Annotated in this window: 18 protein-coding genes, 13 tRNA genes, 2 rRNA genes and 2 pseudogenes; 3 read left to right on the top strand and 32 right to left on the bottom strand. The window is 39.0% G+C overall.

Annotated features, from left to right (window positions below; genetic code table 11):
- Nucleotides 1–35: 35 nt before the first annotated feature.
- From L3V42_RS16830 to L3V42_RS16805, 6 genes and pseudogenes are all read right to left on the bottom strand, one after another.
- Nucleotides 36–344 (bottom strand): hypothetical protein, encoded by a 309-nt coding sequence (locus L3V42_RS16830; protein ID WP_235764020.1) that lies wholly within the window; start codon nucleotides 342–344, stop codon nucleotides 36–38.
- A 407-nt stretch (nucleotides 345–751) separates the two neighbouring features.
- A complete protein-coding gene (locus L3V42_RS16825) occupies nucleotides 752–1,663 on the bottom strand; it encodes a restriction endonuclease (RefSeq protein ID WP_238472524.1) in 912 nt (303 codons plus the stop codon).
- 96 nt (nucleotides 1,664–1,759) lie between these two features.
- A pseudogene (locus L3V42_RS16820) lies at nucleotides 1,760–4,902 on the bottom strand (DEAD/DEAH box helicase).
- Nucleotides 4,903–4,944: 42 nt separating this feature from the next.
- Nucleotides 4,945–5,337, bottom strand: coding sequence for a (deoxy)nucleoside triphosphate pyrophosphohydrolase (locus L3V42_RS16815; protein WP_235764017.1), 393 nt, complete (start codon nucleotides 5,335–5,337; stop codon nucleotides 4,945–4,947).
- Nucleotides 5,338–5,635: 298 nt separating this feature from the next.
- Complete coding sequence (locus L3V42_RS16810; protein WP_235764016.1) at nucleotides 5,636–5,920, bottom strand: TIGR04104 family putative zinc finger protein; 285 nt, start codon at nucleotides 5,918–5,920, stop codon at nucleotides 5,636–5,638.
- A gap of 124 nt (nucleotides 5,921–6,044) precedes the next feature.
- Complete coding sequence (locus L3V42_RS16805) at nucleotides 6,045–6,230, bottom strand: hypothetical protein (protein ID WP_235764015.1); 186 nt, start codon at nucleotides 6,228–6,230, stop codon at nucleotides 6,045–6,047.
- 172 nt (nucleotides 6,231–6,402) lie between these two features.
- Between L3V42_RS16805 and L3V42_RS16800 the strand changes: the two are divergent.
- Nucleotides 6,403–7,118: pseudogene (locus L3V42_RS16800) on the top strand (DUF2161 family putative PD-(D/E)XK-type phosphodiesterase).
- Nucleotides 7,119–7,308: 190 nt separating this feature from the next.
- Here L3V42_RS16800 and L3V42_RS18580 read toward each other — a convergent pair.
- Nucleotides 7,309–7,773 (bottom strand): hypothetical protein, encoded by a 465-nt coding sequence (locus tag L3V42_RS18580; RefSeq protein ID WP_369412914.1) that lies wholly within the window; start codon nucleotides 7,771–7,773, stop codon nucleotides 7,309–7,311.
- Between the two features lie 7 nt (nucleotides 7,774–7,780).
- On the bottom strand, nucleotides 7,781–8,185 hold the full coding sequence (locus L3V42_RS18575; protein ID WP_369412913.1) for an RpnC/YadD family protein: 405 nt from the start codon (nucleotides 8,183–8,185) through the stop codon (nucleotides 7,781–7,783).
- A gap of 295 nt (nucleotides 8,186–8,480) precedes the next feature.
- On the opposite strand from L3V42_RS18575, the gene L3V42_RS16785 reads away from it, so the two are divergent.
- Nucleotides 8,481–8,969: a pyridoxamine 5'-phosphate oxidase family protein gene (locus L3V42_RS16785; RefSeq protein ID WP_235764013.1), complete on the top strand. Its 489-nt coding sequence runs from the start codon at nucleotides 8,481–8,483 to the stop codon at nucleotides 8,967–8,969.
- A 220-nt stretch (nucleotides 8,970–9,189) separates the two neighbouring features.
- On the opposite strand, the gene L3V42_RS16780 is transcribed toward L3V42_RS16785, so the two are convergent.
- The 3 genes from L3V42_RS16780 to L3V42_RS16770 all read right to left on the bottom strand — a co-directional run bounded on the left by L3V42_RS16780 (nucleotide 9,190) and on the right by L3V42_RS16770 (nucleotide 12,603).
- Complete coding sequence (locus L3V42_RS16780; protein ID WP_238472521.1) at nucleotides 9,190–10,200, bottom strand: LLM class flavin-dependent oxidoreductase; 1,011 nt, start codon at nucleotides 10,198–10,200, stop codon at nucleotides 9,190–9,192.
- A gap of 125 nt (nucleotides 10,201–10,325) precedes the next feature.
- Nucleotides 10,326–10,598: a hypothetical protein gene (locus L3V42_RS16775; RefSeq protein ID WP_238472520.1), complete on the bottom strand. Its 273-nt coding sequence runs from the start codon at nucleotides 10,596–10,598 to the stop codon at nucleotides 10,326–10,328.
- Between the two features lie 55 nt (nucleotides 10,599–10,653).
- Entirely contained in the window at nucleotides 10,654–12,603 is a 1,950-nt protein-coding gene (locus tag L3V42_RS16770) for a DUF2075 domain-containing protein (protein WP_235764011.1), read from the bottom strand.
- A gap of 226 nt (nucleotides 12,604–12,829) precedes the next feature.
- On the opposite strand from L3V42_RS16770, the gene L3V42_RS16765 reads away from it, so the two are divergent.
- The gene (locus L3V42_RS16765) at nucleotides 12,830–13,228 is read left to right on the top strand and encodes a very short patch repair endonuclease (RefSeq protein ID WP_235764010.1); all 399 of its coding nucleotides are present in this window, start codon (nucleotides 12,830–12,832) and stop codon (nucleotides 13,226–13,228) included.
- Nucleotides 13,229–13,804: 576 nt separating this feature from the next.
- Here the strand turns inward: L3V42_RS16765 and L3V42_RS16760 are convergent.
- The 21 genes from L3V42_RS16760 to L3V42_RS16660 form a co-directional block, all read right to left on the bottom strand.
- Nucleotides 13,805–14,086, bottom strand: coding sequence for a hypothetical protein (locus L3V42_RS16760; protein WP_498072168.1), 282 nt, complete (start codon nucleotides 14,084–14,086; stop codon nucleotides 13,805–13,807).
- A 56-nt stretch (nucleotides 14,087–14,142) separates the two neighbouring features.
- Nucleotides 14,143–14,823, bottom strand: coding sequence for a replicative DNA helicase (locus tag L3V42_RS16755; RefSeq protein ID WP_238472519.1), 681 nt, complete (start codon nucleotides 14,821–14,823; stop codon nucleotides 14,143–14,145).
- A 2-nt stretch (nucleotides 14,824–14,825) separates the two neighbouring features.
- Nucleotides 14,826–15,158, bottom strand: a complete 333-nt coding sequence (locus L3V42_RS16750) for a replicative helicase loader/inhibitor (protein ID WP_238472518.1) — start codon at nucleotides 15,156–15,158, stop codon at nucleotides 14,826–14,828.
- Nucleotides 15,155–15,925 carry a DnaD domain-containing protein gene (locus tag L3V42_RS16745; RefSeq protein ID WP_238472517.1) on the bottom strand — a complete coding sequence of 257 codons (771 nt, stop codon included), beginning with the start codon at nucleotides 15,923–15,925 and terminating at the stop codon, nucleotides 15,155–15,157. The genes L3V42_RS16750 and L3V42_RS16745 overlap by 4 nt, the downstream gene beginning before the upstream one ends.
- A 106-nt stretch (nucleotides 15,926–16,031) precedes the next feature.
- Nucleotides 16,032–16,205 carry a helix-turn-helix domain-containing protein gene (locus tag L3V42_RS16740; protein ID WP_188859786.1) on the bottom strand — a complete coding sequence of 58 codons (174 nt, stop codon included), beginning with the start codon at nucleotides 16,203–16,205 and terminating at the stop codon, nucleotides 16,032–16,034.
- A gap of 389 nt (nucleotides 16,206–16,594) precedes the next feature.
- On the bottom strand, nucleotides 16,595–16,894 hold the full coding sequence (locus tag L3V42_RS16735) for a hypothetical protein (protein WP_238472516.1): 300 nt from the start codon (nucleotides 16,892–16,894) through the stop codon (nucleotides 16,595–16,597).
- 136 nt (nucleotides 16,895–17,030) lie between these two features.
- Nucleotides 17,031–17,103: transfer RNA gene (locus tag L3V42_RS16730), tRNA-Ala, on the bottom strand.
- Between the two features lie 69 nt (nucleotides 17,104–17,172).
- A tRNA-Arg gene (locus L3V42_RS16725) sits at nucleotides 17,173–17,246 on the bottom strand.
- A 49-nt stretch (nucleotides 17,247–17,295) separates the two neighbouring features.
- Nucleotides 17,296–17,369: transfer RNA gene (locus tag L3V42_RS16720), tRNA-Ile, on the bottom strand.
- Nucleotides 17,370–17,383: 14 nt separating this feature from the next.
- Nucleotides 17,384–17,454, bottom strand: a tRNA-Gly gene (locus tag L3V42_RS16715).
- Between the two features lie 10 nt (nucleotides 17,455–17,464).
- Nucleotides 17,465–17,557, bottom strand: a tRNA-Ser gene (locus L3V42_RS16710).
- Nucleotides 17,558–17,588: 31 nt separating this feature from the next.
- Nucleotides 17,589–17,662 (bottom strand) — tRNA-Ile (locus tag L3V42_RS16705).
- Nucleotides 17,663–17,765: 103 nt separating this feature from the next.
- Nucleotides 17,766–17,842 (bottom strand) — tRNA-Arg (locus L3V42_RS16700).
- A gap of 88 nt (nucleotides 17,843–17,930) precedes the next feature.
- A tRNA-Lys gene (locus tag L3V42_RS16695) sits at nucleotides 17,931–18,003 on the bottom strand.
- A 198-nt stretch (nucleotides 18,004–18,201) separates the two neighbouring features.
- Nucleotides 18,202–18,274 (bottom strand) — tRNA-Phe (locus tag L3V42_RS16690).
- A gap of 23 nt (nucleotides 18,275–18,297) precedes the next feature.
- Nucleotides 18,298–18,374, bottom strand: a tRNA-Asp gene (locus L3V42_RS16685).
- A gap of 46 nt (nucleotides 18,375–18,420) precedes the next feature.
- Nucleotides 18,421–18,497: transfer RNA gene (locus L3V42_RS16680), tRNA-Met, on the bottom strand.
- A 172-nt stretch (nucleotides 18,498–18,669) separates the two neighbouring features.
- Nucleotides 18,670–18,745, bottom strand: a tRNA-Val gene (locus L3V42_RS16675).
- 68 nt (nucleotides 18,746–18,813) lie between these two features.
- A tRNA-Glu gene (locus tag L3V42_RS16670) sits at nucleotides 18,814–18,888 on the bottom strand.
- A gap of 105 nt (nucleotides 18,889–18,993) precedes the next feature.
- A 5S ribosomal RNA gene (rrf, locus tag L3V42_RS16665) occupies nucleotides 18,994–19,109 on the bottom strand.
- Nucleotides 19,110–19,172: 63 nt separating this feature from the next.
- Nucleotides 19,173–19,290: ribosomal RNA gene (locus tag L3V42_RS16660) — 23S ribosomal RNA — on the bottom strand; the annotation flags it as partial.

Genomic DNA, 19,290 nt, shown 5'->3' with positions numbered 1-19,290 from the left:
ACTTCTTGTTGCAGAATTTCAATCTTTGGCAACAGTTACCTTTTTTTATAAATCGATTCTAATAACTCGATGTCTTCTGCTGATAAATCAGCAGGGTTTATCCGCGAAGCCGCCTGCTCGTAAACAGATGTCCTGATTCTTACAACTGCATCACTGATTGCTTTCGCACTTATGGTACCAACACCGGTTACCTTCAATAATTCATGGGGATCTTTATCCTGGACGTCTGCAACCCCTCCGCCGTCAGCGCATGAATCGGCATTCCCTTTTCCAATGTGGAGATTGTATCGATCGGCATGGATTGCAGTGTTTCCTGAGCAGTAATTTCTTTTAATCTTGTCCAATTATTCTTTATGGTTTCATTGAAATGGTCTTCCGTGAATTGATTTAGGCTGTTCTTGATATAGTTAAGATTAGCTTCAAGCTTTTTGATGTCTTTTTTGGTTTTTAGCATGTGGTTTGTTGCCTCCTTGCTGCTGTCAGATAACGTATGGAAATAAGGGGCTGTCCGCTTAGAGTAAAATAACTACCCTTCTGCTCGCACAGCTTCAGGGTGGTTATTATTTCTAGCGGTATGGTTACAAGGAATGCTCCATTCGTTTCTATTCGTTTAATAGGAAACCCTTTTATTCCCGCTGTATTCGGGAGTCCAGTTCTTTTAATTCAGACGGGTACAATATCTTTGCATTTCTATTGAAACCGATCGATGATTAGATTTTGATTTTGGTTGTTGTCAGGCAGCCAAAATCAATCACACCTCAAAAAAGTCATTATCCAGTTTCTTAGTGACAAACACCTGCTCATGTGTAACTCCTACGTCATATTTAAACATCAAGTCGGTTAATTGTTGCCCATCTATTAAAATGACTCGCTTATCGATTGAGTTTACATACTCATACGCTCTTCTTGAAAATTTTGCAGTAGTGATGAATATTCCTTTTGATGCCTGTTTACCGACAAGACTTCCTACAAACCCTTGGATATCCGGTCTACCTACTGTAGAATCTTTTTTCCATCTTTTCGCCTGTAAATAGATCATTTCTAGTCCAAGTACATCTTCTTTTATGATTCCATCAATACCTTCATCGCCCGTTTTTCCTATCGCTTCACCGGCATCTTTTACGGAACCGCCGTATCCCATGGCAACGACCAATTGGACAATCATTTCTTCAAAAAACTCAGGTGAACACTCTAATATTTTTTCTAATAACTCGTCTTGAAGTTCTTTTTTCAAAATGTTAAAGTTATCATCAATAATTTCCAAAGGCGTTTGATTTTCGTCCTTACTTTCCTGATTTTCAGTGGTTTCTTTGTTTGCTTTATTTTTAAACTCGTTAAAACTTGGATAGCTGGTTAAAAATTTATTATCAATTTGATTCACCTGAGGATCATTAACCACTTTGAGACCCTCTTCCGAAATACGGAAAACCCCCCTGCTAATAACTTCAATCAATCCCGCCTTATTTAAGTACGTTCGGGCCCAACCAACTCGATTGTGTAAAATTGTTTGCCTTCCACTTGGTAGTTTTTGAGCAACTTCCTCTTCCGCTAGATTAAAGTGATCTGCTAGCTTTTTATATAAATCTCGTAATCGATGTTCTCTTCCATCTTTTAATATTTGAAGGAAGGGATACATAAATTCTTGGTAGCCTGGGATGGACATTTTTATCACCTCTTGTGTTTAAATTTTAGTAATAGGAATGTTATATGTGGATGCCTGGCACTTCAACAAAATTTGGGAAGTGACATGCACTTTTATCTAAATAATACTCTTATTCGCCACTGGCACTAATGCTGGTGGCATCTCATGTTTCAATTTCCATATAAAACTGATCGGCTTTTCACCAGAATGTCTTACATATTCACATGTACCAAGAAATGTAAAAGGTGCGGTATAACCATATTCTTTTTTATATTCTCTTACAAATATAGCTATTTGATGCCCTTGCTTTCGATGATTGATATATCGTTGAGCTGTAGGACTTTTTTCTGTTAATGTACTTTGTGATTGCCAATGAAATAACTTCTCATTGATTGCATAATCCTCATACAATGTAGAAGGTGAAAAGTCTTTCTCTGATTTATTCAGTGTGGTAAAGAAGATATCAAGATCTTGATCCTTAAAGTGTTTAACTCCTTCTCGGAAAGCTGGCTTTTTGTCCTCATGGTAATATCCTAAAGCAGCTAAGATTTGCTCAGTCGAATATGTAGAATGCACGGTCAACGGTGTAACAAATTCGAAATCATGATCAATTTCAATCGTCCTAATCGATTCGTAGTTATACTTCAACACATTCATGATTTCACGCTGCATCTGTTCCTTAGCCAAAATAGACTGCAGGGCTTCTTTTACTGAAGTGTATCCTTCTTTCATTGGCTCTGTTTGAAAGAAGCTGTAATACAGCATATTTTGCATTAATCTTTCTTCTTCGTTAGATATTTCTAGATTACCAAGAGACCCTACATAACTGATGAAAAACGCCAGTAACTTTCTAGAATTTAAATGAAAGAACTTTGATAGCCTTTTTGTAATAAGCTCTTCTTTATCAAATGAAAAATCTGGAGCTAAATCAGCTTCTACAAGCATTCTGTGAAACGTGCGGTTGCCATTCCTACCATAAAAATCATATAATGAGAGATTATAATACGATAAAAAATTCTCGAACGTTAGCGAATGACCAGAATCCCGCTCAAAATACCTCATTTTGTTCAATAAATGAGGTTTCGTATTACTTGCCTCTTTTATATTGCGTAAGATATATTCTCTCGCTTGCTTTTCTAATTGAATAAAGCTCCCCCGCGGTAAATTGGAAAATCCTTTATCAATGTAATAACCCACAGAATGCTTCGCCCGGCCAATTAATGCACGAAACTTTTCCTCAAAATTATAGTTCTTATGCGCCTGTCCAACAAAATCCAATATGGTAAGGCATTCCTTATTCTCTGCTAACCGCAATCCTCTACCCAATTGCTGTAAGAACACAGTCAGACTTTCGGTAGGACGTAAGAATAATATCGTGTTTACTTCAGGGATATCTACACCCTCGTTATATAAATCAACAACAAAAATGAATTTAATCTTACCTTGCTGGAGATCCACTTTGGCTTTTCTTCGCGTTTCTTTATCTGAATTACCATGGAGTGCAATCGATGGAATAGTCCTCTTATTAAAGTGATTCGCCATGTATAGCGCATGTTCCACACTGACACAAAATCCTAAACCTTTTACTTCATCTATATCTGTGACATATTTATACAGACTTTTAATAATTTGATTACTACGAATGGTATTATTCGTATAGACGTTTTCCAATTCCTTGACTTCATAACCTTTACTCCATTTCAAGCTCGATAAATCAACCGTATCACTTACGCCGAAATAGTGAAATGGACTTAAGAGCTTTTGATTGATCGCTTCTGTAAGCCGCATTTCCGAGGCAATTTTTCCGTCAAAGTATTGCGTAATATCTTGTCCGTCCATTCTTTCAGGTGTCGCTGTTAAACCGAGCAGAATATTTGGTTGGAAATAGGTCAATAAATTTTGATAAGAATTTGCAGCTGCATGATGAAACTCATCGACTATAATGAAATCATAAAAATCAGAAGACAGTTTTTCATGTAGTTTCGTACTGTTAAAGCTTTGGATACTGACAAATAAATGATCGATTGACTCCGGTTGATGCCCGCCTACAAGCATATCCCCAAAATTGGCGTCTTTTAAAATGACCCGAAACGTATCTCTACTTTGTTTCAGGATTTCTTCACGATGCGCAACAAACAACAACTTCGCCTGCTTGTTTTTGCTCAAGTATTTTTTAAAATCAAAAGCTGAAATAACTGTTTTTCCTACACCAGTTGCAGCAACAAGAAGATTGTTATATCTGCCATAGACCTCTCTTTCCGCCCACAAGTTCTCAAGCATTTCTTTCTGATAATAGTATGGACGGATATCAAAAGTAAAAGAAAAATCTTGTTCAATTTGATACTCTTTCTTTTTCAACGCTTGTCGTAACTGCTTCTTAGAATCTTCACCTTGTGGATCAAATAAGTGAAACTCCCGATCATTCCAATAGCTTTCAAATGTTGCTTCAAATTTTTTTATAATATCAAAGGAATCTTTTTCCGTTACTTTTAAATTCCACTCGAGCCCTGAAGTAAGCGCAGGATTAGATAGGTTCGATGATCCTATGTATGCTGTTGTAAAACCGGTTCCTCTTTTAAACATATAAGCCTTTGCATGCAGTCTAGTTCGTTCAATATCGTATGAAATTTTAATCTCCGTATTTTGTAACTTGCTAAGTTCTTCAATAGCCTTGTAATCAGTTGCTTCCATATATGATGTTGTAATAATCCGTAGCTTTCCACCATTGTCCGTAAAGGTTTTCAAGTCTTCCATCAATCCACGAATACCGCTCCATTTTATGAAGGATACTAAAAAATCAATATGATCCGCGGACAGAATCTCTTTCTTTAATTCGCTTAACATATTAGGCTCATTGATTGCACCTGTAAAGAGGGAACTTTCCGAAATAGACGTGACAGGGCGTACAGTTTGCTCTTTCCTTATGCTTCTTAACGAATTTAACTTACTATAAATGGATTGTAGGATTCAATCTCTAATTTCGCAAATTCGTCTTCATCTACGGATTTACTCAATGTTTCGATGATTTGATTACAGGTTTTGATTTGTTTTAGGAGTTTTTCTTTATCGTTCTTTCCTTGATCATAGACGTAATTTAAAGCTTTCCTTGTTACTGTAAATATGTAGGAAGCTAGAAACTTTCGGGCTTCTTCCGGGTCTAAGCTTCCGATTTCTACATCAAATTCCGTATCATGGAATAAAGCTAGCTCTTCTCTTAGCTCTTTTGTGATTATTTCTTCATAGATACCTTGTCTTAACAAAAGCTCACACTCCTTTTCATCAAAAAACAACTGAGTTTCCCGTCACATTTCTATACCATCCTCGAGCAATTTATTTACGATTGGTATGTCTGCAGGCGCAAACTCAAAATGATGTAATTCATCAATATTTACCCATTTATAATCAGTATGTTCGGTAAGCTTAATCGTACCATTTTCATATTCTGCGAGAAAAGAAATTAATTTAATATCACCAAACTCATATGTATGCTGGACGGTCTTGTAATGACAATTTATTTTGATGTTTATTTTTAATTCTTCTTGTATCTCTCTTACAACACAGGTTTCAGGAGATTCGTTTTCTTCGATTTTGCCTCCTGGAAACTCCCATAGATTAGGAAGGCTTTTTGTTTTTCCTCTTTTTGCTATTAGGATTTTATGATTTGAGATTATGATTGCTGCTGAGACGAGTATCAATGATTGGCCTCCTATGTATGATATTTCACCATTACTATTGCTCGTATAAATATATATACCGTTAGCACCGTTAGCATTAGATATTAATCGAGTAGATATATTTTCCCTAACTAATTTTTGATTGAATTTTATAGTGTGATCAACTCTCATCTTACACCATTTTAAGTTTACGAGACAAGAGTCTGAGCATCCGTCCGCTAGGACAGATACTCTGAATTTATGTTCCTTTTAATTCATCCACGCTTATAAAACTTCCAGATTTATATGAGACCATGGGACAGTCCCTCACCACTTTGGATCACGCCCGTTCTTTCTCATTTGATAACTCTATAATAAATGGCATGGTCACAAATACTATGGCTAGTGCAATCAGAACAAAAACCACTGCCGTTGTTAGTTTGAAATCAAATATCGCCTGAAGCGGGAACCAACTTAACGGAATAATTGCATACCACACTGTTTTTTTCCTTGTTGCTGCCGACTGGTACTGCTTATTTCCGCAATACGGACATTTTAAGCGGAATATTGTTTTGAACGTTTGCCCCCAGCTCCACTTCTTACCACATGCTTGACAGACTGGCATTTCTGTTCGCCTCCTGTTAGGAATTTATATTTGGAATTAATTTCGTTGCGCAATATAACCTTCAACGATAATTAAAATCGCCTTCATTTGCTTTGCAGTTCGACGGACGACAGGCACCGAAAAATTAAACAAACAGTATTGAATCGTAGTCTTGTTGCCATGATTGAACTTCTTCCAGGACATACATCTGTTTGTTCCATAAGCCGGAATTACCGGCTTCATGATGGAGCGTTGCAACATGCTGGCCGTTCTTCGATTCGCTTAAAGATGACTGGCTGCAGAACCGGTCCCTAATTCCTGTGACGATCATGCCCCCATATTCTGGATAAATTGATGAAATTAAGCTATATTTATCATATAAACAACTCGAAATAACGCTGCAAGCAGGATCCCATGAGTAGCGTCCATTGCTGCTTTAGAAAAGCTGCATCGGGACATTGCTATTTCCAGTTGTTACGATAAGAAGATTGAGTTGATACCACATGAGCCAAGGAAAAATATATGAAACAGATTTATATGAACCCATTCAACTTTATTTTCAGTCACAAGGATACGAAGTGCAAGCTGAGGTGAATGATTGTGATGTCGTCGCATGGATTGATGACTCATTACTTATTGTTGAACTGAAAATAAACTTGAATATCACGTTGCTTATGCAAGCGGCAAAACGACAAAGATATACGCCGGATGTTTACATAGCTATTCAAAGGCCGAAAACGAGTTTGCGGAAGCGCAGATGGCGTGATTTAGTCCATCTTGTCCGCCGATTGGAACTCGGGTTGATTTTAGTTTCATTTGAAGGTAAAAAGCCAAGCATCCAGATAGTGCATGAGCCAGGCCCGTTTGATCGCAAACGAAGCGCGCGACAAAGTAAAAAGGCTAGGGATAAGTTGATCAAAGAAGCTAGAGATAGAAGAAGCAACTGTAATATTGGCGGAAGTACCCATGTACCGACCATAACCGCCTATAAGGAAAAAAGTATTCAAATCGCATTTTATCTGGATCATCTAGGTCCCATGTCGGCCAAGGATCTAAAAAAATGAATACGGGTGAGCGTACATATGGCATTCTGTATAATAACTACTATAACTGGTTCAAACGCATTGGTCGAGGGATCTATGATTTGACGGACTTAGGAAAAAGAGAATACCAAGGTTACCCGGAAATAATTAAGCTGTATGGGAAATCGGAGTTATAGGGAAGGATGGGGAAGCATGCTCGTTCCCCTTAGTTAGGGTGCCAGGCACTTCGGGCAAAATTAGCTCTTGACCTTAATTTATCATTATATGCTGACCCCATGTCAGGCATCTGGTTCTAAAGGAAATGGGCCAGATTATGTCCTTTAAATAAGAATAATAATCTGGCATTGGGTTACTCCACACTAAATTTTATAGTTGTTTTTTTAACTTTCCAATCTCCTTTCTTGATAATTTTGTCACCTTTGAAATGAATTCTAGACTAGATCCTTCCTTCAACATTTCGATTGCTACTTCTTTTTTTCCAAGTTCTTTGCCCTTCTCCTCATACGAAATTGGCAACTCCATAATCTCTTCCACGTCCATAAACTTTCCTATTTCAGCCATTAATTCTTCCTCCTCTTCTTTTGATAATGTTAAATACGTTTCAAAAAAACTATAAATTAACCGTTGTTTCGCCGGATCAAGTTCCATTCTAGTCATCATACGCAAAAATTCCTTTTTCACTTGAATCTTTTCTTCTTTCTTATACCCCATCGCACTTAAAAGGGCTGCAGATACTGGGTTATCTGAACGGATAAAATCACGCCAGTTCTTTTTCTGTAAATGGAGAGTCATATAATTAAACGTTAGGATATGGAGAAATGGAAATTCCATTATATAATTATCCTTTTCCCAGATTTCCCTCGTAACTAAATATAGCTATAGGAATAATTGGTTTGCGATATTTATTGTATAGAAGACTGAAATAGTGAAACATCCTTTCATGAAAGTTCGTTTGTACATAACTCTGTGGTTCAATATGCACAATCACAATAATATCCGTATTTTTCAGCTTCGTCTCCGCTACAATATCAAGTCGACGGGTCTCTCCTTCAATGAGATTCGTGTACACTTCTTCAGATATTGGTTTAATCGCTTGGAAATCAAGATGTTCGTGCACCTCAGGGAAAAACGCTATAAGAAATTCTTTGAAAAATGTGCTGATAAGTTCTTTGTACAGTTGATCATGCTTCGTGTAGGTTTGTTCGGGGGGATTTTCTTTAATAAGCTCTGGCAGGGCTGCCATTGCATCACATCCTTTAGAGTTTTGATGTGTGAGCTGCGATGCTGTTTCTGTTTTTAATATAGCATGGTTTATCATAGTGGTAAACAGGAGTAGGAATGGAGCTGTTTCTGTCTTTGTTAAATTTTCCCTTGTAATCCGTAGTCGGGATTAAAATTTAGTGGCATGCACTTCGCCAATAATCGGGAAGTGACTGGACAAATAAATTAAAGGAAGGAAAACGTTAGCGGCTAATCAAACCGTTTAAAAGTTCATTTAATGGGAAATATACCTCTATAACATAATTGAGGTGGTAAAAATGTCTAACGTGCTTAAACAAGAAGAAGTGGAAACATTAAGAGAGTTAATTAAAGACGTAGATACTGCGATGCTGACCACATTAACGGAAGAAGGGCTTATCTCACGCCCGATGAAAACGCAAGAGGTAGAGTTTGATGGTGATTTATGGTTTTTCACTAAAAAAGAAACGGATAAATATAAGGAAATTTTACATGATCAAGAAGTGAATGTTGCTTATGCAGGCAAATCCTATGTTTCTGTTCGCGGGAGAGCAGAAATCGTTGAGGATTTAGCTAAGAAAAAGGAGTTATGGAGCAAAGCCTATGAGAAAATGATGAAAGCCTCTTATGATGATCCTGACATTGTCTTGATCAAAGTAAAAGCAGAAGCTGCAGAGTACTGGGAAACGGGTAACTTCACGAAAAAAATTGCCTTTCTCTATAAACGGATGACCGGACAAAATTCTGAATCAGCAGATATAAATGAAACAATCGAATTGGATAAATAACATTAAAAGCCGCCTTTAACCATTTCTTGCAAAGATAGTAAAGAATAAACCAAGGTATCCTTACTATTTGCTCGTCATGGAAAGGCGGTTTTTATGTCATTCGCATCCTTCAATTAAACTTCCGCTTCAACAAATTGCTTCCATAGCTTCGCTTGTTCAAAATCATCCAGATTACTTCATTCTTCGATAGTTAGGATGCAGGAAATCATCATTGTAACGATTAGAACCAAAGTTCAGCAAGCATATTCATCGATCGCTTCCTGTCTTCCGGATCGTAAGTGTAAGTCACAACGATCAACTCATCGGCCCCTGTGCTTTCGGCAAATTGTTGCAGCTTCTTTTGTACTGTTTCCGGAGATCCGACCGCTTTAATGCTGAACATGGATTCAATCATTGCCCTTTCCTGTTCTGTTCCTAATTGTTCCGAATGGACAGGAGGCTGTAATAAACGCTGTCTTCCCGTTTGCATATCTTGTAACATTTGCTGCGTTGTTGTCCATAATCTTTCTGCTTCCTCATCCGTTGGAGCAACAAGAACGTTAATCCCTGCCATGACGTATGGTTCTTCAATTTGCGCTGTCGGGGCTGACGTTTTAAATGCCGAACGATAGACATCGATTTTCTCTCTGTAATCGTCAGGTGTAAAATGCGTGGCAATCGAATAAGGCAGTCCCAGCTGACCGGCAATCGAGGCGCCATTCATGCTTGAACCCAGGACCCAGATCGGTATATTCGTCCCTGTCCCGACATTCGAAGTGACAGGTACACTGTGCGCCGAACCCTTATCACTGAACCATCCAATCAGATCAAAAATCGAATTAGCAAAAGATTGCGGATCACTTCCGGAACGCGTCAAGAGCTGAGCCGTCTGCGCATCCGTCCCCGGTGCCCGTCCGAGTCCGAGGTCAATTCGATCAGGAAATAATTGGGCAAGTGTGCCAAAACTCTCCGCTACTTGCAGCGGCGCATGGTTGGGCAGCATAATACCGCCAGAGCCTATCCGGATCCTTTCCGTTACCTGTGCAGCGAGGCCAATAAGATTAGAAGTTGCCATGGATGCTAAATTTATCGAGTTATGGTGCTCTGCAAACCAGAGTCTCTTAAAGCCAAGCTTATCTATCAGTTGCGCTGATTCCAAAGCTTGCTGCAACGCTTCTCTTGTCGTTTGTCCTTCAGATATGCTGACAAGATCAAGTACGTTTAATGGTATATTTTTTGTCAATGTATTCACCTCTAGAGTTTTCTAAAATACGTATCGGTTCCGTGGAATTAGACGATTGCATGATGTAATTCATCTGTCTCGCCAATGCATCCGAATTCGTATATCAATAACTGTAACGATGTTATAACTTCTTATCAAGTGTTCTGTTTGAAAGGGGCTTTCTTAGGATGCGTAATCGAATCGTAGTCTACTTTTCTCGTAATATCATCGATATAAGGAATCTCTTTTGGATTAACAGTGGAATAGGATTCGACGGCTTTTTCAAAGATGACTTCATCGATGCCCCACTCTTTTGAAATCTCGTGAATTTCTGTGTGTAATTTACTCCGTTTCCATGCTTCATAAACCGCGTCAAAGTGCTCATCTACCGGTACATTCCCACGTGATGGGGAACCCTTTTTTCCCAAAAAAAATCAGGAACTGACAGTACTTAAAATTATTTTAGACTTCAGATAAACTTTATTAAACATCATAATCCTTTTTATCCTCAGCCACATACATATCACTCTTGAAAAACTTGTCACTCTCATATTCCTGAACCCTATCTATTCTTCCTCTCAAATATTCCGACAGCGCTTTGTCCGTACAATAAACAAAACACCCTTTTTGCCCACGGGTCATAAGAGTCCGATACGTATTCCGAATAATATTATCAACCACCTTAAGCGCTTCATTTGGTTTTTCTCTTATCATTTTTTTAATCCCGAAAATGGACCGATCTGTTAATGCTCTTTTCGTATAATCTGTTTGAACCCCGCCATCCCGGTAAACTAAATCGTCTCCAATAATCACACCAACATAATCGAATTCCAAACCCTGGCAAGTGTGAATGACCCCTGCCTCGTTTACCGAATCCTCATCTATCGCCCATGTTGCAGTATTATCAAGATTCCAGCTCATCTCAAAATTGTATTCGGGTATAACGATATCGGGAATGCGAGAGTCTGCTCTGGTATCTTTTTTCCAATCCCAGCAATATCCGGCTACTATTCTTGATTTATTGTTGGTCTTATTATTTTCCGTGATATCTTCCAGCATTTGATTAGGATCATCATAGACCTTAAAATCATAATCCTTCCCAATATAATTAACATTTGCTGTTTCTCTAATTTCCAATACATCATCAATCCATGCCAGATATCCATCAGAGCCGTTACATCTGAATTGAGAAACCAGTTCCGTGCTTGTTAACTCCGCGTTTAATTCTCCTGATTTCTTACGTATTTCTTCAATAGTACCGAAATCATCTAAGCGAACCCGCTGATGTTCATCAATAAAAAAGATGGTCGTTTTCGCAGAATTAATTAGTTCTTTAATTTGATTTTCGCCTTTTTTAAAGAAGCCTGTTTTTTCCGTTAAACGATGAGCTTCATCAATAATTAACACATCAAATTCATCTTTCGGAGTATCGATATAACTTCCCGAACCTTTAAACAAGTTATCAATGTGTGTTTTCCGGAAATCACCTTTCAATTTCGCAGAGTAGATATCCCTTGGAGTAGCATTCCTTGTAACATACTGCGCAACCATGCCGCGGTTGGTGAGTTCGACTAGCAAATTAATGGCCAATACAGACTTTCCGGTTCCAGGTCCGCCTTCTACTACCAATGACTGCTTTATCCCAGTCCGCTGTGATTCATTCGCTAGTCGCAACGCTTCTTCATACACAACCTTTTGTTCATCAATCATTGTAAATTCCCTGTTGCCTTTTAACATTGAATTTAATGAATCCTGTAATGATTTGGATGGACGTATACGCCCTTTTTCTATTTTATACAGGGTTTCTTTATTGTCACCGAATTTAATATATTTCTTAATAAAGCTTCGCAGCTTTGCTGCATCCCCTTTGACAAATACAGGTGCCTGCTCAATGTAATAATCGTAAATCGAATCAAACAAAGGATCTTGTGTGTTTGGGTCTTTTATTAAATAGTTATGCAGGTAGGCTGATGGGTGAATGTCAATTTGGTTTTGCTGCACATTTTCATTATAATCTTTTATCAGTGATGCATAGGACCAAGCCTGATAGGATGGATGCGTTGCCTCTCTTAGCCCTCCGCCTAATATCGTTTTGACTATCGCTTCTTTTCCATCTACCTTCTCTACTTCACTCCATTGTTTCAATTCTACAACAACAACATTTTCCCTTTGTTCGTTCCTTCCTGTTATTAAAAAGTCCACACGTTTAGATGAATAGGGAATTCTATATTCGATGGCGATGCCCGAATCATCTGGGATTTCGGGATCACCAAGCACCCGATACATATATTGCATCGAGTTATCCCATGAACGAACTTCTGCTACATTTACTTTCCCGACTTTTTTATTAAAATTGCTGATGATGTTATTAGTCAATTCGTCGTGAAAGACGTCCTCCAGGAATTCTTGTTTTGTTGCTTCGTAGACGAGCATATTATCCGACTCCTATTATAGATTCTTCCATTTATTATACTATTCATGATCTAAAAAGTAATTGAAAGCGATCGCTAGTTGACCAAAATCTGGTTTTGGAATAGATAAAATAATTTTTGGGAATTAATTCGGACAATACAGGGTAAAAATACTTAATGAATATAATAATTATTATAGGTTGTGATACAATGGCTGATAAAATCCAAAAGAGGCACGAAGCAAAAATATGGCTGCTATTAAATCAGTATCAAAGCTGGAGGATAAAGTCAGTTCAGAGCTTTGGAAAAGAGGGTTACGATTTAGGAGGAATAAGAAGTCACTTTTCGGAAGGCCAGATATTTCAATAGAAAAGTATAAAATTGTTATTTTCATTGATTCGTGTTTTTGGCATCAATGTCCTATTCATGGAAATATGCCTAAAACAAATATCGATTATTGGCAGAAAAAGCTAAATAGAAATGTGGAAAGGGACAGGAAAGTGACAGAATACTATCTAGAGGGAAATTGGAATATACTAAGAGTTTGGGAACATTCTTTTAGAGAAAACTTTCCAGGGGCCATTGATGAAATTACAACTTTTATCATCAAAACAAAAAGTAAATATGCGGAGGATTTCTTCAAATAAAGTATGTAAGTGCTGATACATACCAAGATCTGTTTGAGTACCATATTCTTTAATCGGTCATCCATTAATAACTGATTCGTCTCTAAAGATTAATTTTAAATACGATCACCTTCTCATTTTTTTCCAATTGTATTACTTGTAGTATAGAAGTTTTTAATAGATCGTGTATTGATAAACACTCGATTTCTAAAGTTGGTATGGGGCATTTAATAAATATAGTTTTTGGCAATTAAGTATGCACAATACTATACATATCCACATCTTTACACGAAGAGTTAGCATAATATATTGTGCGAGACAAGCCCGATTTCATAACCATAAAGGCTTTATGCCAAACTCATGATGTATGTACGAATAATACTAATTTATGTATCACCTTGATTGCCATTTCATACAAAAATTAAATGCCAAATACACCTTCTGGTAGCCCCTCATTTTTTCCTAATCTCTATTACAAATCATCTATAAAGAATAAATTTATTAGTTTTCTTACATAACAGTTTAAATAGATATGAATCTCGTCATAGTTGCTATCCAATGTCACGCTTTGATAGTTTAGAAATTATATATATTGAGTTAGTTCCATACCTTTGGTTTAAATCTAATAATTTCTTCATCTCTTAATTGATCAATAAATAGCATAATTTTTTCTCTAGCTTCCTCTGTTGATAATAAATCCCAGATCATTACACCACCTATAGTGTTCACATACCGCATTAGCGGGCGTAACACAACGTTACGTTCATCTCTAATTTGATATATCTCATCGTTCGCCTTCCAATCATCGATCAATTTCAGAACTTCTAATGTAGCGAATAAAGCAACGCGATTTCGGGACAAGTTTACGGTTTCCAACAATATGGATGCACGCTCCTGCTCTTTTAAAGCAATTTTTGTATAATAATAGGGATCATCTAGCTCATCATGAGGAGCTGGCGTCTCCCCATTTCAAGGCTGAAAAGAAGCGTCGATCCGCCATTTTTACAATGACCTGCTGCCACGTTCAATGCGAACGCCGTCTTCCCTACTGAAGGCCTTGCAGCAAGGATAACCAAGTCTCCCCGCTGTAGCCCTCCAGTCAGTTGGTCAAATGGCTCTAAACCTGTCGTAAACCCGAGCTGTTCAGATGCTGGATCCATCAGTTCCTCACTGATCCCCACTAAGTCACTATAGGTGCATTCTTCTGTCGAGGATGCTGTTAGTATGTGACACTTTAAGTCATCAACCAGCCGATCTAAGCTTGTTACAGAGGGTTGATGTAGAAACTCCTGTACGGCCAACTTTGCCTGTTGCAGTTGATAGGACTCTTTCAAAATCTGCTCATAATGTTTGAATGTCGAAGTGCTTGGTACAGAATTGGCAAGATCGGTAAGATACATAACACCCCCGACCGCTCCAATTTTTTCTCCTAACACACTCGTGAGAATCACCGCATCTATTTTCCCTTTCTCTTTATAAGCCTCCTCCATTGCCTCAAATATTACCTTGTGCTGGGAATAGTTAAAGTAGTTGGAATCAATCTCGACTTCTTTAAAAAGGGAGCTTTCGAGCAGAATGGAACCAAGTAAGCTTGTCTCCGCATGATACGTGTCCATGTTTAGTTCCATCCTTTCTGTTGGAGTAGTTTTTCGAATTTGGACTGAAAGTGTTTTTTCATTTCTGGTGTAACCTGTTTCGCTTCTTCTTCCCATTTTTCAATTTCCGTGAGCGACGAGTCTTTCTTATTTTCTTGCCTGTATGCTGCAATTTCACTAAGCATTGGCGGGTACAGTTGGTGCATCACATGTGCGCTAAGATTCTTCAAGACCCCGGTATAGTCCATTTGCTTTAAACTCGGAATAAGGATTTTTGCTTTTCTTTTCGTCAGGTTAAACTTCGGATACATTTCATTGATCATGTTTAATATTTCCATTGCTTCATCGGTTGTCATTGGAATACCTCCCTTGCCCATTCTTCCAGTGATTGTTCTTTTGTTTCAGGTTCATTGCCCGGCATATGGATATACTTTTTTCTATTTTTTAACCCTCTCTCCGCTTCATAGCGCCTGATTTCCTCTACTGTTTTTAAATGGTTGGATTCCCATTCGTTTAAGATTGCTTCGGTATAGCTGAAGGTCCTCCCGCCTTTTTTCACGGTAATGTGAATCGCTTCTTCAACGACGGCCCTGCCAACTGCATGAATCCATTGGTGTAGATCTCTTTTCACTAGCGGGGTCAGTTTGTTGATATTTTCTTCATACATTATAAAAGTAGGATGCAAGTTTGCTCCACTGCTACCTCCTCCTCTCTTTTCTTTAACTTTCTCTTTATGTATGGTCAACTTTTTTGTCAACTGTTGGGTCAAGTTTCTGGACTCCATCGGTGCAGATCCAGATGAAATTGGACTTGTTCCGTAAACCCCATACACTTCCTGAAGCGGAATCATTTCATAAATGGCCGCCCGACTGCGGCTCCCCTTTTCAAATCGAATCATCCCCCGTTCCTCAAGCCTTTGCCGCGCATTGTACATGCCTTGCTTGGATAAACCCGTTAAGCGCATTAAGGTCGAAGCAGGCGCATTAAACACACGTTGTTGCCCCAGCCGGTTCCCCATATTCATCAAGGTGTGCCAGAGTGCAATCTCCCCTGTAGACATATCATTCAACATCAGCCAGTCCATAAGCATATTCTTTTCCCTGTGAAAATTTAACTTTGTCATCCGTATTTATCTCCTTTTTATTAAATATTTATCTATCCTTGCAAACCACGCCAAAAAGGCCAATAGCAGATCGAAGGTTTTATCCCTCGATCTTTAGCGCCTCGGCCTATTCCACCATATTTTTACGCAACCAATTTTCCAGCACATCTTCGAGAAAAAATATCCTGCCTCCAAGTCTGACATGTGGTAGCTTATTTTCTCTTACCAGATCATAGATGGTATCCCGGTGCAATCCGAGGAAAGCAGCTACTTCTTCAACGGACATTGTACGTGTTTCCATGTGATTTCCCTCCTTTCACTTCTATAATCGAGAATAATCGGGAGTTGGGGGTGTTTTTTAAATAGAATATAGAAAAAGCGGGTGAACCAGAGATTTGCTCTGATTCACCCGCTTTTTCATAGCCATTAATATAAAGTGAAACTTCATGCAGTGGAGGTATTACAGACCGTTAATACATGATAAACTCAATCCATCATAATGAACAAAATACAATTTGAAGAATTGGATTTTGAAAAGTACTACAAGTTATATTTATATATCCTTTTTCAATTTCTCTAACTCTTCCATTGTTAATTTTGTTACTTTAGAGATGAATTCCAAACTGGCTCCTTCTTTTAACATTTCCTCAGCCACTTGCTTAACCCCTTCAAGCCTACCTTCTTTTCTCCCTATCTCTTTTCCTTTTTCTCATACGAAATTGGAAATTTCAATATCTTTTCAGCCTCTGGTAAATCCCTGATTTCCTTCATCAACTTTTCCTCTTCCTCTTTTGATAATTTTAAATATGTTTCAAAAAAGCCATAGATGAAGCGTTGTTTTGCCGGATCAAGTTCCATTCTCGTTATCATACGCCAAAATTCCTTTTTAACTATTATTTTTTCTTTTTCATCATATCCCATTTTACTTAATAATGCTGTAGCTGCAGGATTATTCGAACGTATATAATCACGCCAATTTTCTTTTTTCAAATGCAGGGTCTGAAAGTTAAATGTCAACACATGAAAAATCGGGAACTTTTTTAAACGGACGTGAATTGCAAAAAGAATAACTACCACAAAAAGAGGATTACAATTAGCAAATACGCTAACTGTAATCCCCTTTAGATGGAGCCTAGCGGGATCGAACCGCTGACCTCCTGCGTGCAAGGCAGGCGCTCTCCCAGCTGAGCTAAGGCCCCAAGATAAAATATATGTAAAGTAACTAGGCTACTCTACCACTAAATTAATCAGAAACAATGAATAGCTTACACGCCCTAGAGGATTCGAACCTCTGACCTACAGCTTAGAAGGCTGTTGCTCTATCCTGCTGAGCTAAGGGCGCAACATAAACAATACTTAGTATCTCTTATCTCAGAAACAAGTGTTTCTAATGGGCCTGAGTGGACTCGAACCACCGACCTCACGCTTATCAGGCGTGCGCTCTAACCAGCTGAGCTACAGGCCCACCATAAAATAAGAAGCGGGTGAAGGGAATCGAACCCTCATCATCAGCTTGGAAGGCTGAGGTTTTACCACTAAACTACACCCGCATATTATAAATGGAGGAGGTAGAGGGATTCGAACCCCCGCGCGGTTTGACCCGCCTGTCGGTTTTCAAGACCGATCCCTTCAGCCGGACTTGGGTATACCTCCGGATTATTAATGCTTCTACAAGATGTACCGATGGACCCTGCAGGACTCGAACCTGCGACCGATCGGTTATGAGCCGATAGCTCTAACCAACTGAGCTAAGGGTCCGGTATTTACAGGACACGACCATGAGAGTTGAATCTACTACCTCACTGGAAAATATTTTATGCCCGCCAGCTCTAAGCTACTTTCATGCAATCAATTATGTATATGGCGCGCCCGAGAGGAGTCGAACCCCTAACCTTTTGATCCGTAGTCAAACGCTCTATCCAATTGAGCTACGGGCGCTTTATATAATTCCAAGGTTCAGTGACTCCGCTAAGTTTTTAGAGCCTTCTTCAACTAGTGGATCCCGCTAAAACCGTTATTCAAATGATGAGCCATACAGGATTCGAACCTGTGACCCTCTGATTAAAAGTCAGATGCTCTACCGACTGAGCTAATGGCTCGTATTGTAAATGTAGCACTGGTTAATTTGTTTGAGCTAGATGTTTGAAAGCTCGTCGTGTTGCAAGTTTACTCGGCGAAGCGTACACTCCTCGCAAGCCGTGTCAGGAAGTAATTTCAAGGGTGTAAAGAGCGGCGTGCTCTACCGACTGAGCTAATGGCTCGTAATTAATATTTAGTAGTACTTTTTTCTAAAAAAATGGCTCGGGACGGAATCGAACCGCCGACACACGGATTTTCAGTCCGTTGCTCTACCGACTGAGCTACCGAGCCATAATGACTTTTTAAATAAATAGTGGCGGTCCGGACGGGACTCGAACCCGCGACCTCCTGCGTGACAGGCAGGCATTCTAACCAACTGAACTACCGGACCAATTTGCTTGCACTTTCCAAGTACTACTACTAGCGTTGATATTAATTGGTTGCGGGGGCAGGATTTGAACCTGCGACCTTTGGGTTATGAGCCCAACGAGCTACCGGACTGCTCCACCCCGCGGTAATAAGAAATATGCAAATGCTATTCATGCATAATAATAGAATAAAGACTGTTCGTCGTGTTTCGGGATAATTCGGAGAAGCTTACACACCTCACAAAGCCTAATTCAAAGATGTTTCTCAATGGTGTTTTGGCTTTGCGCCACCCCCGCGGTAATGAAAATTATAAATAATGGTGGAGGATGCAGGGCTCGAACCTGCGACCCCCTGCTTGTAAGGCAGGTGCTCTCCCAGCTGAGCTAATCCTCCAACGCATAGGATATGATAATACATGTGTTGCAACAAAACGTTGCGTATTTAACATGCCTTCCTAAAAATGGTGACCCGTACGGGATTCGAACCCGTGTTACCGCCGTGAAAGGGCGGTGTCTTAACCGCTTGACCAACGGGCCAGTTAAGTTTTATGTAATAAATCATTCCACAAACAAAGTTTATATCCTTTTAAAAGTTATTGCTTTACATTAAAGTCTCTATGAAGATATTTTAAACAAAAAAATGCCTGGCGGCGTCCTACTCTCGCAGAGACAAGGTCTCAACTACCATCGGCGCTGGAAAGCTTAACTGCTGTGTTCGGTATGGGAACAGGTGTGACCTTTCCGCTAACGCTACCAGACATGAAATATATTCATACCCTGAAAACTAAATAAGAGTAAATCACGACATCAAAATATAGAAGTTAGTTAAGTCCTCGATCGATTAGTATTCGTCAGCTCCACATGTCACCATGCTTCTACCTCGAACCTATCAACCTCATCGTCTCTGAGGGATCTTACTCACTCGAAGTGATGGGAAGT

Origin of the sequence: Oceanobacillus alkalisoli, from assembly GCF_022213125.1 — a bacterium.
GTDB lineage: Bacteria > Bacillota > Bacilli > Bacillales > Amphibacillaceae > Oceanobacillus > Oceanobacillus alkalisoli.
The sequence above is the reverse complement of the archived record's forward strand: the minus strand, read 5'-3'. Positions and strand labels throughout refer to the sequence as shown.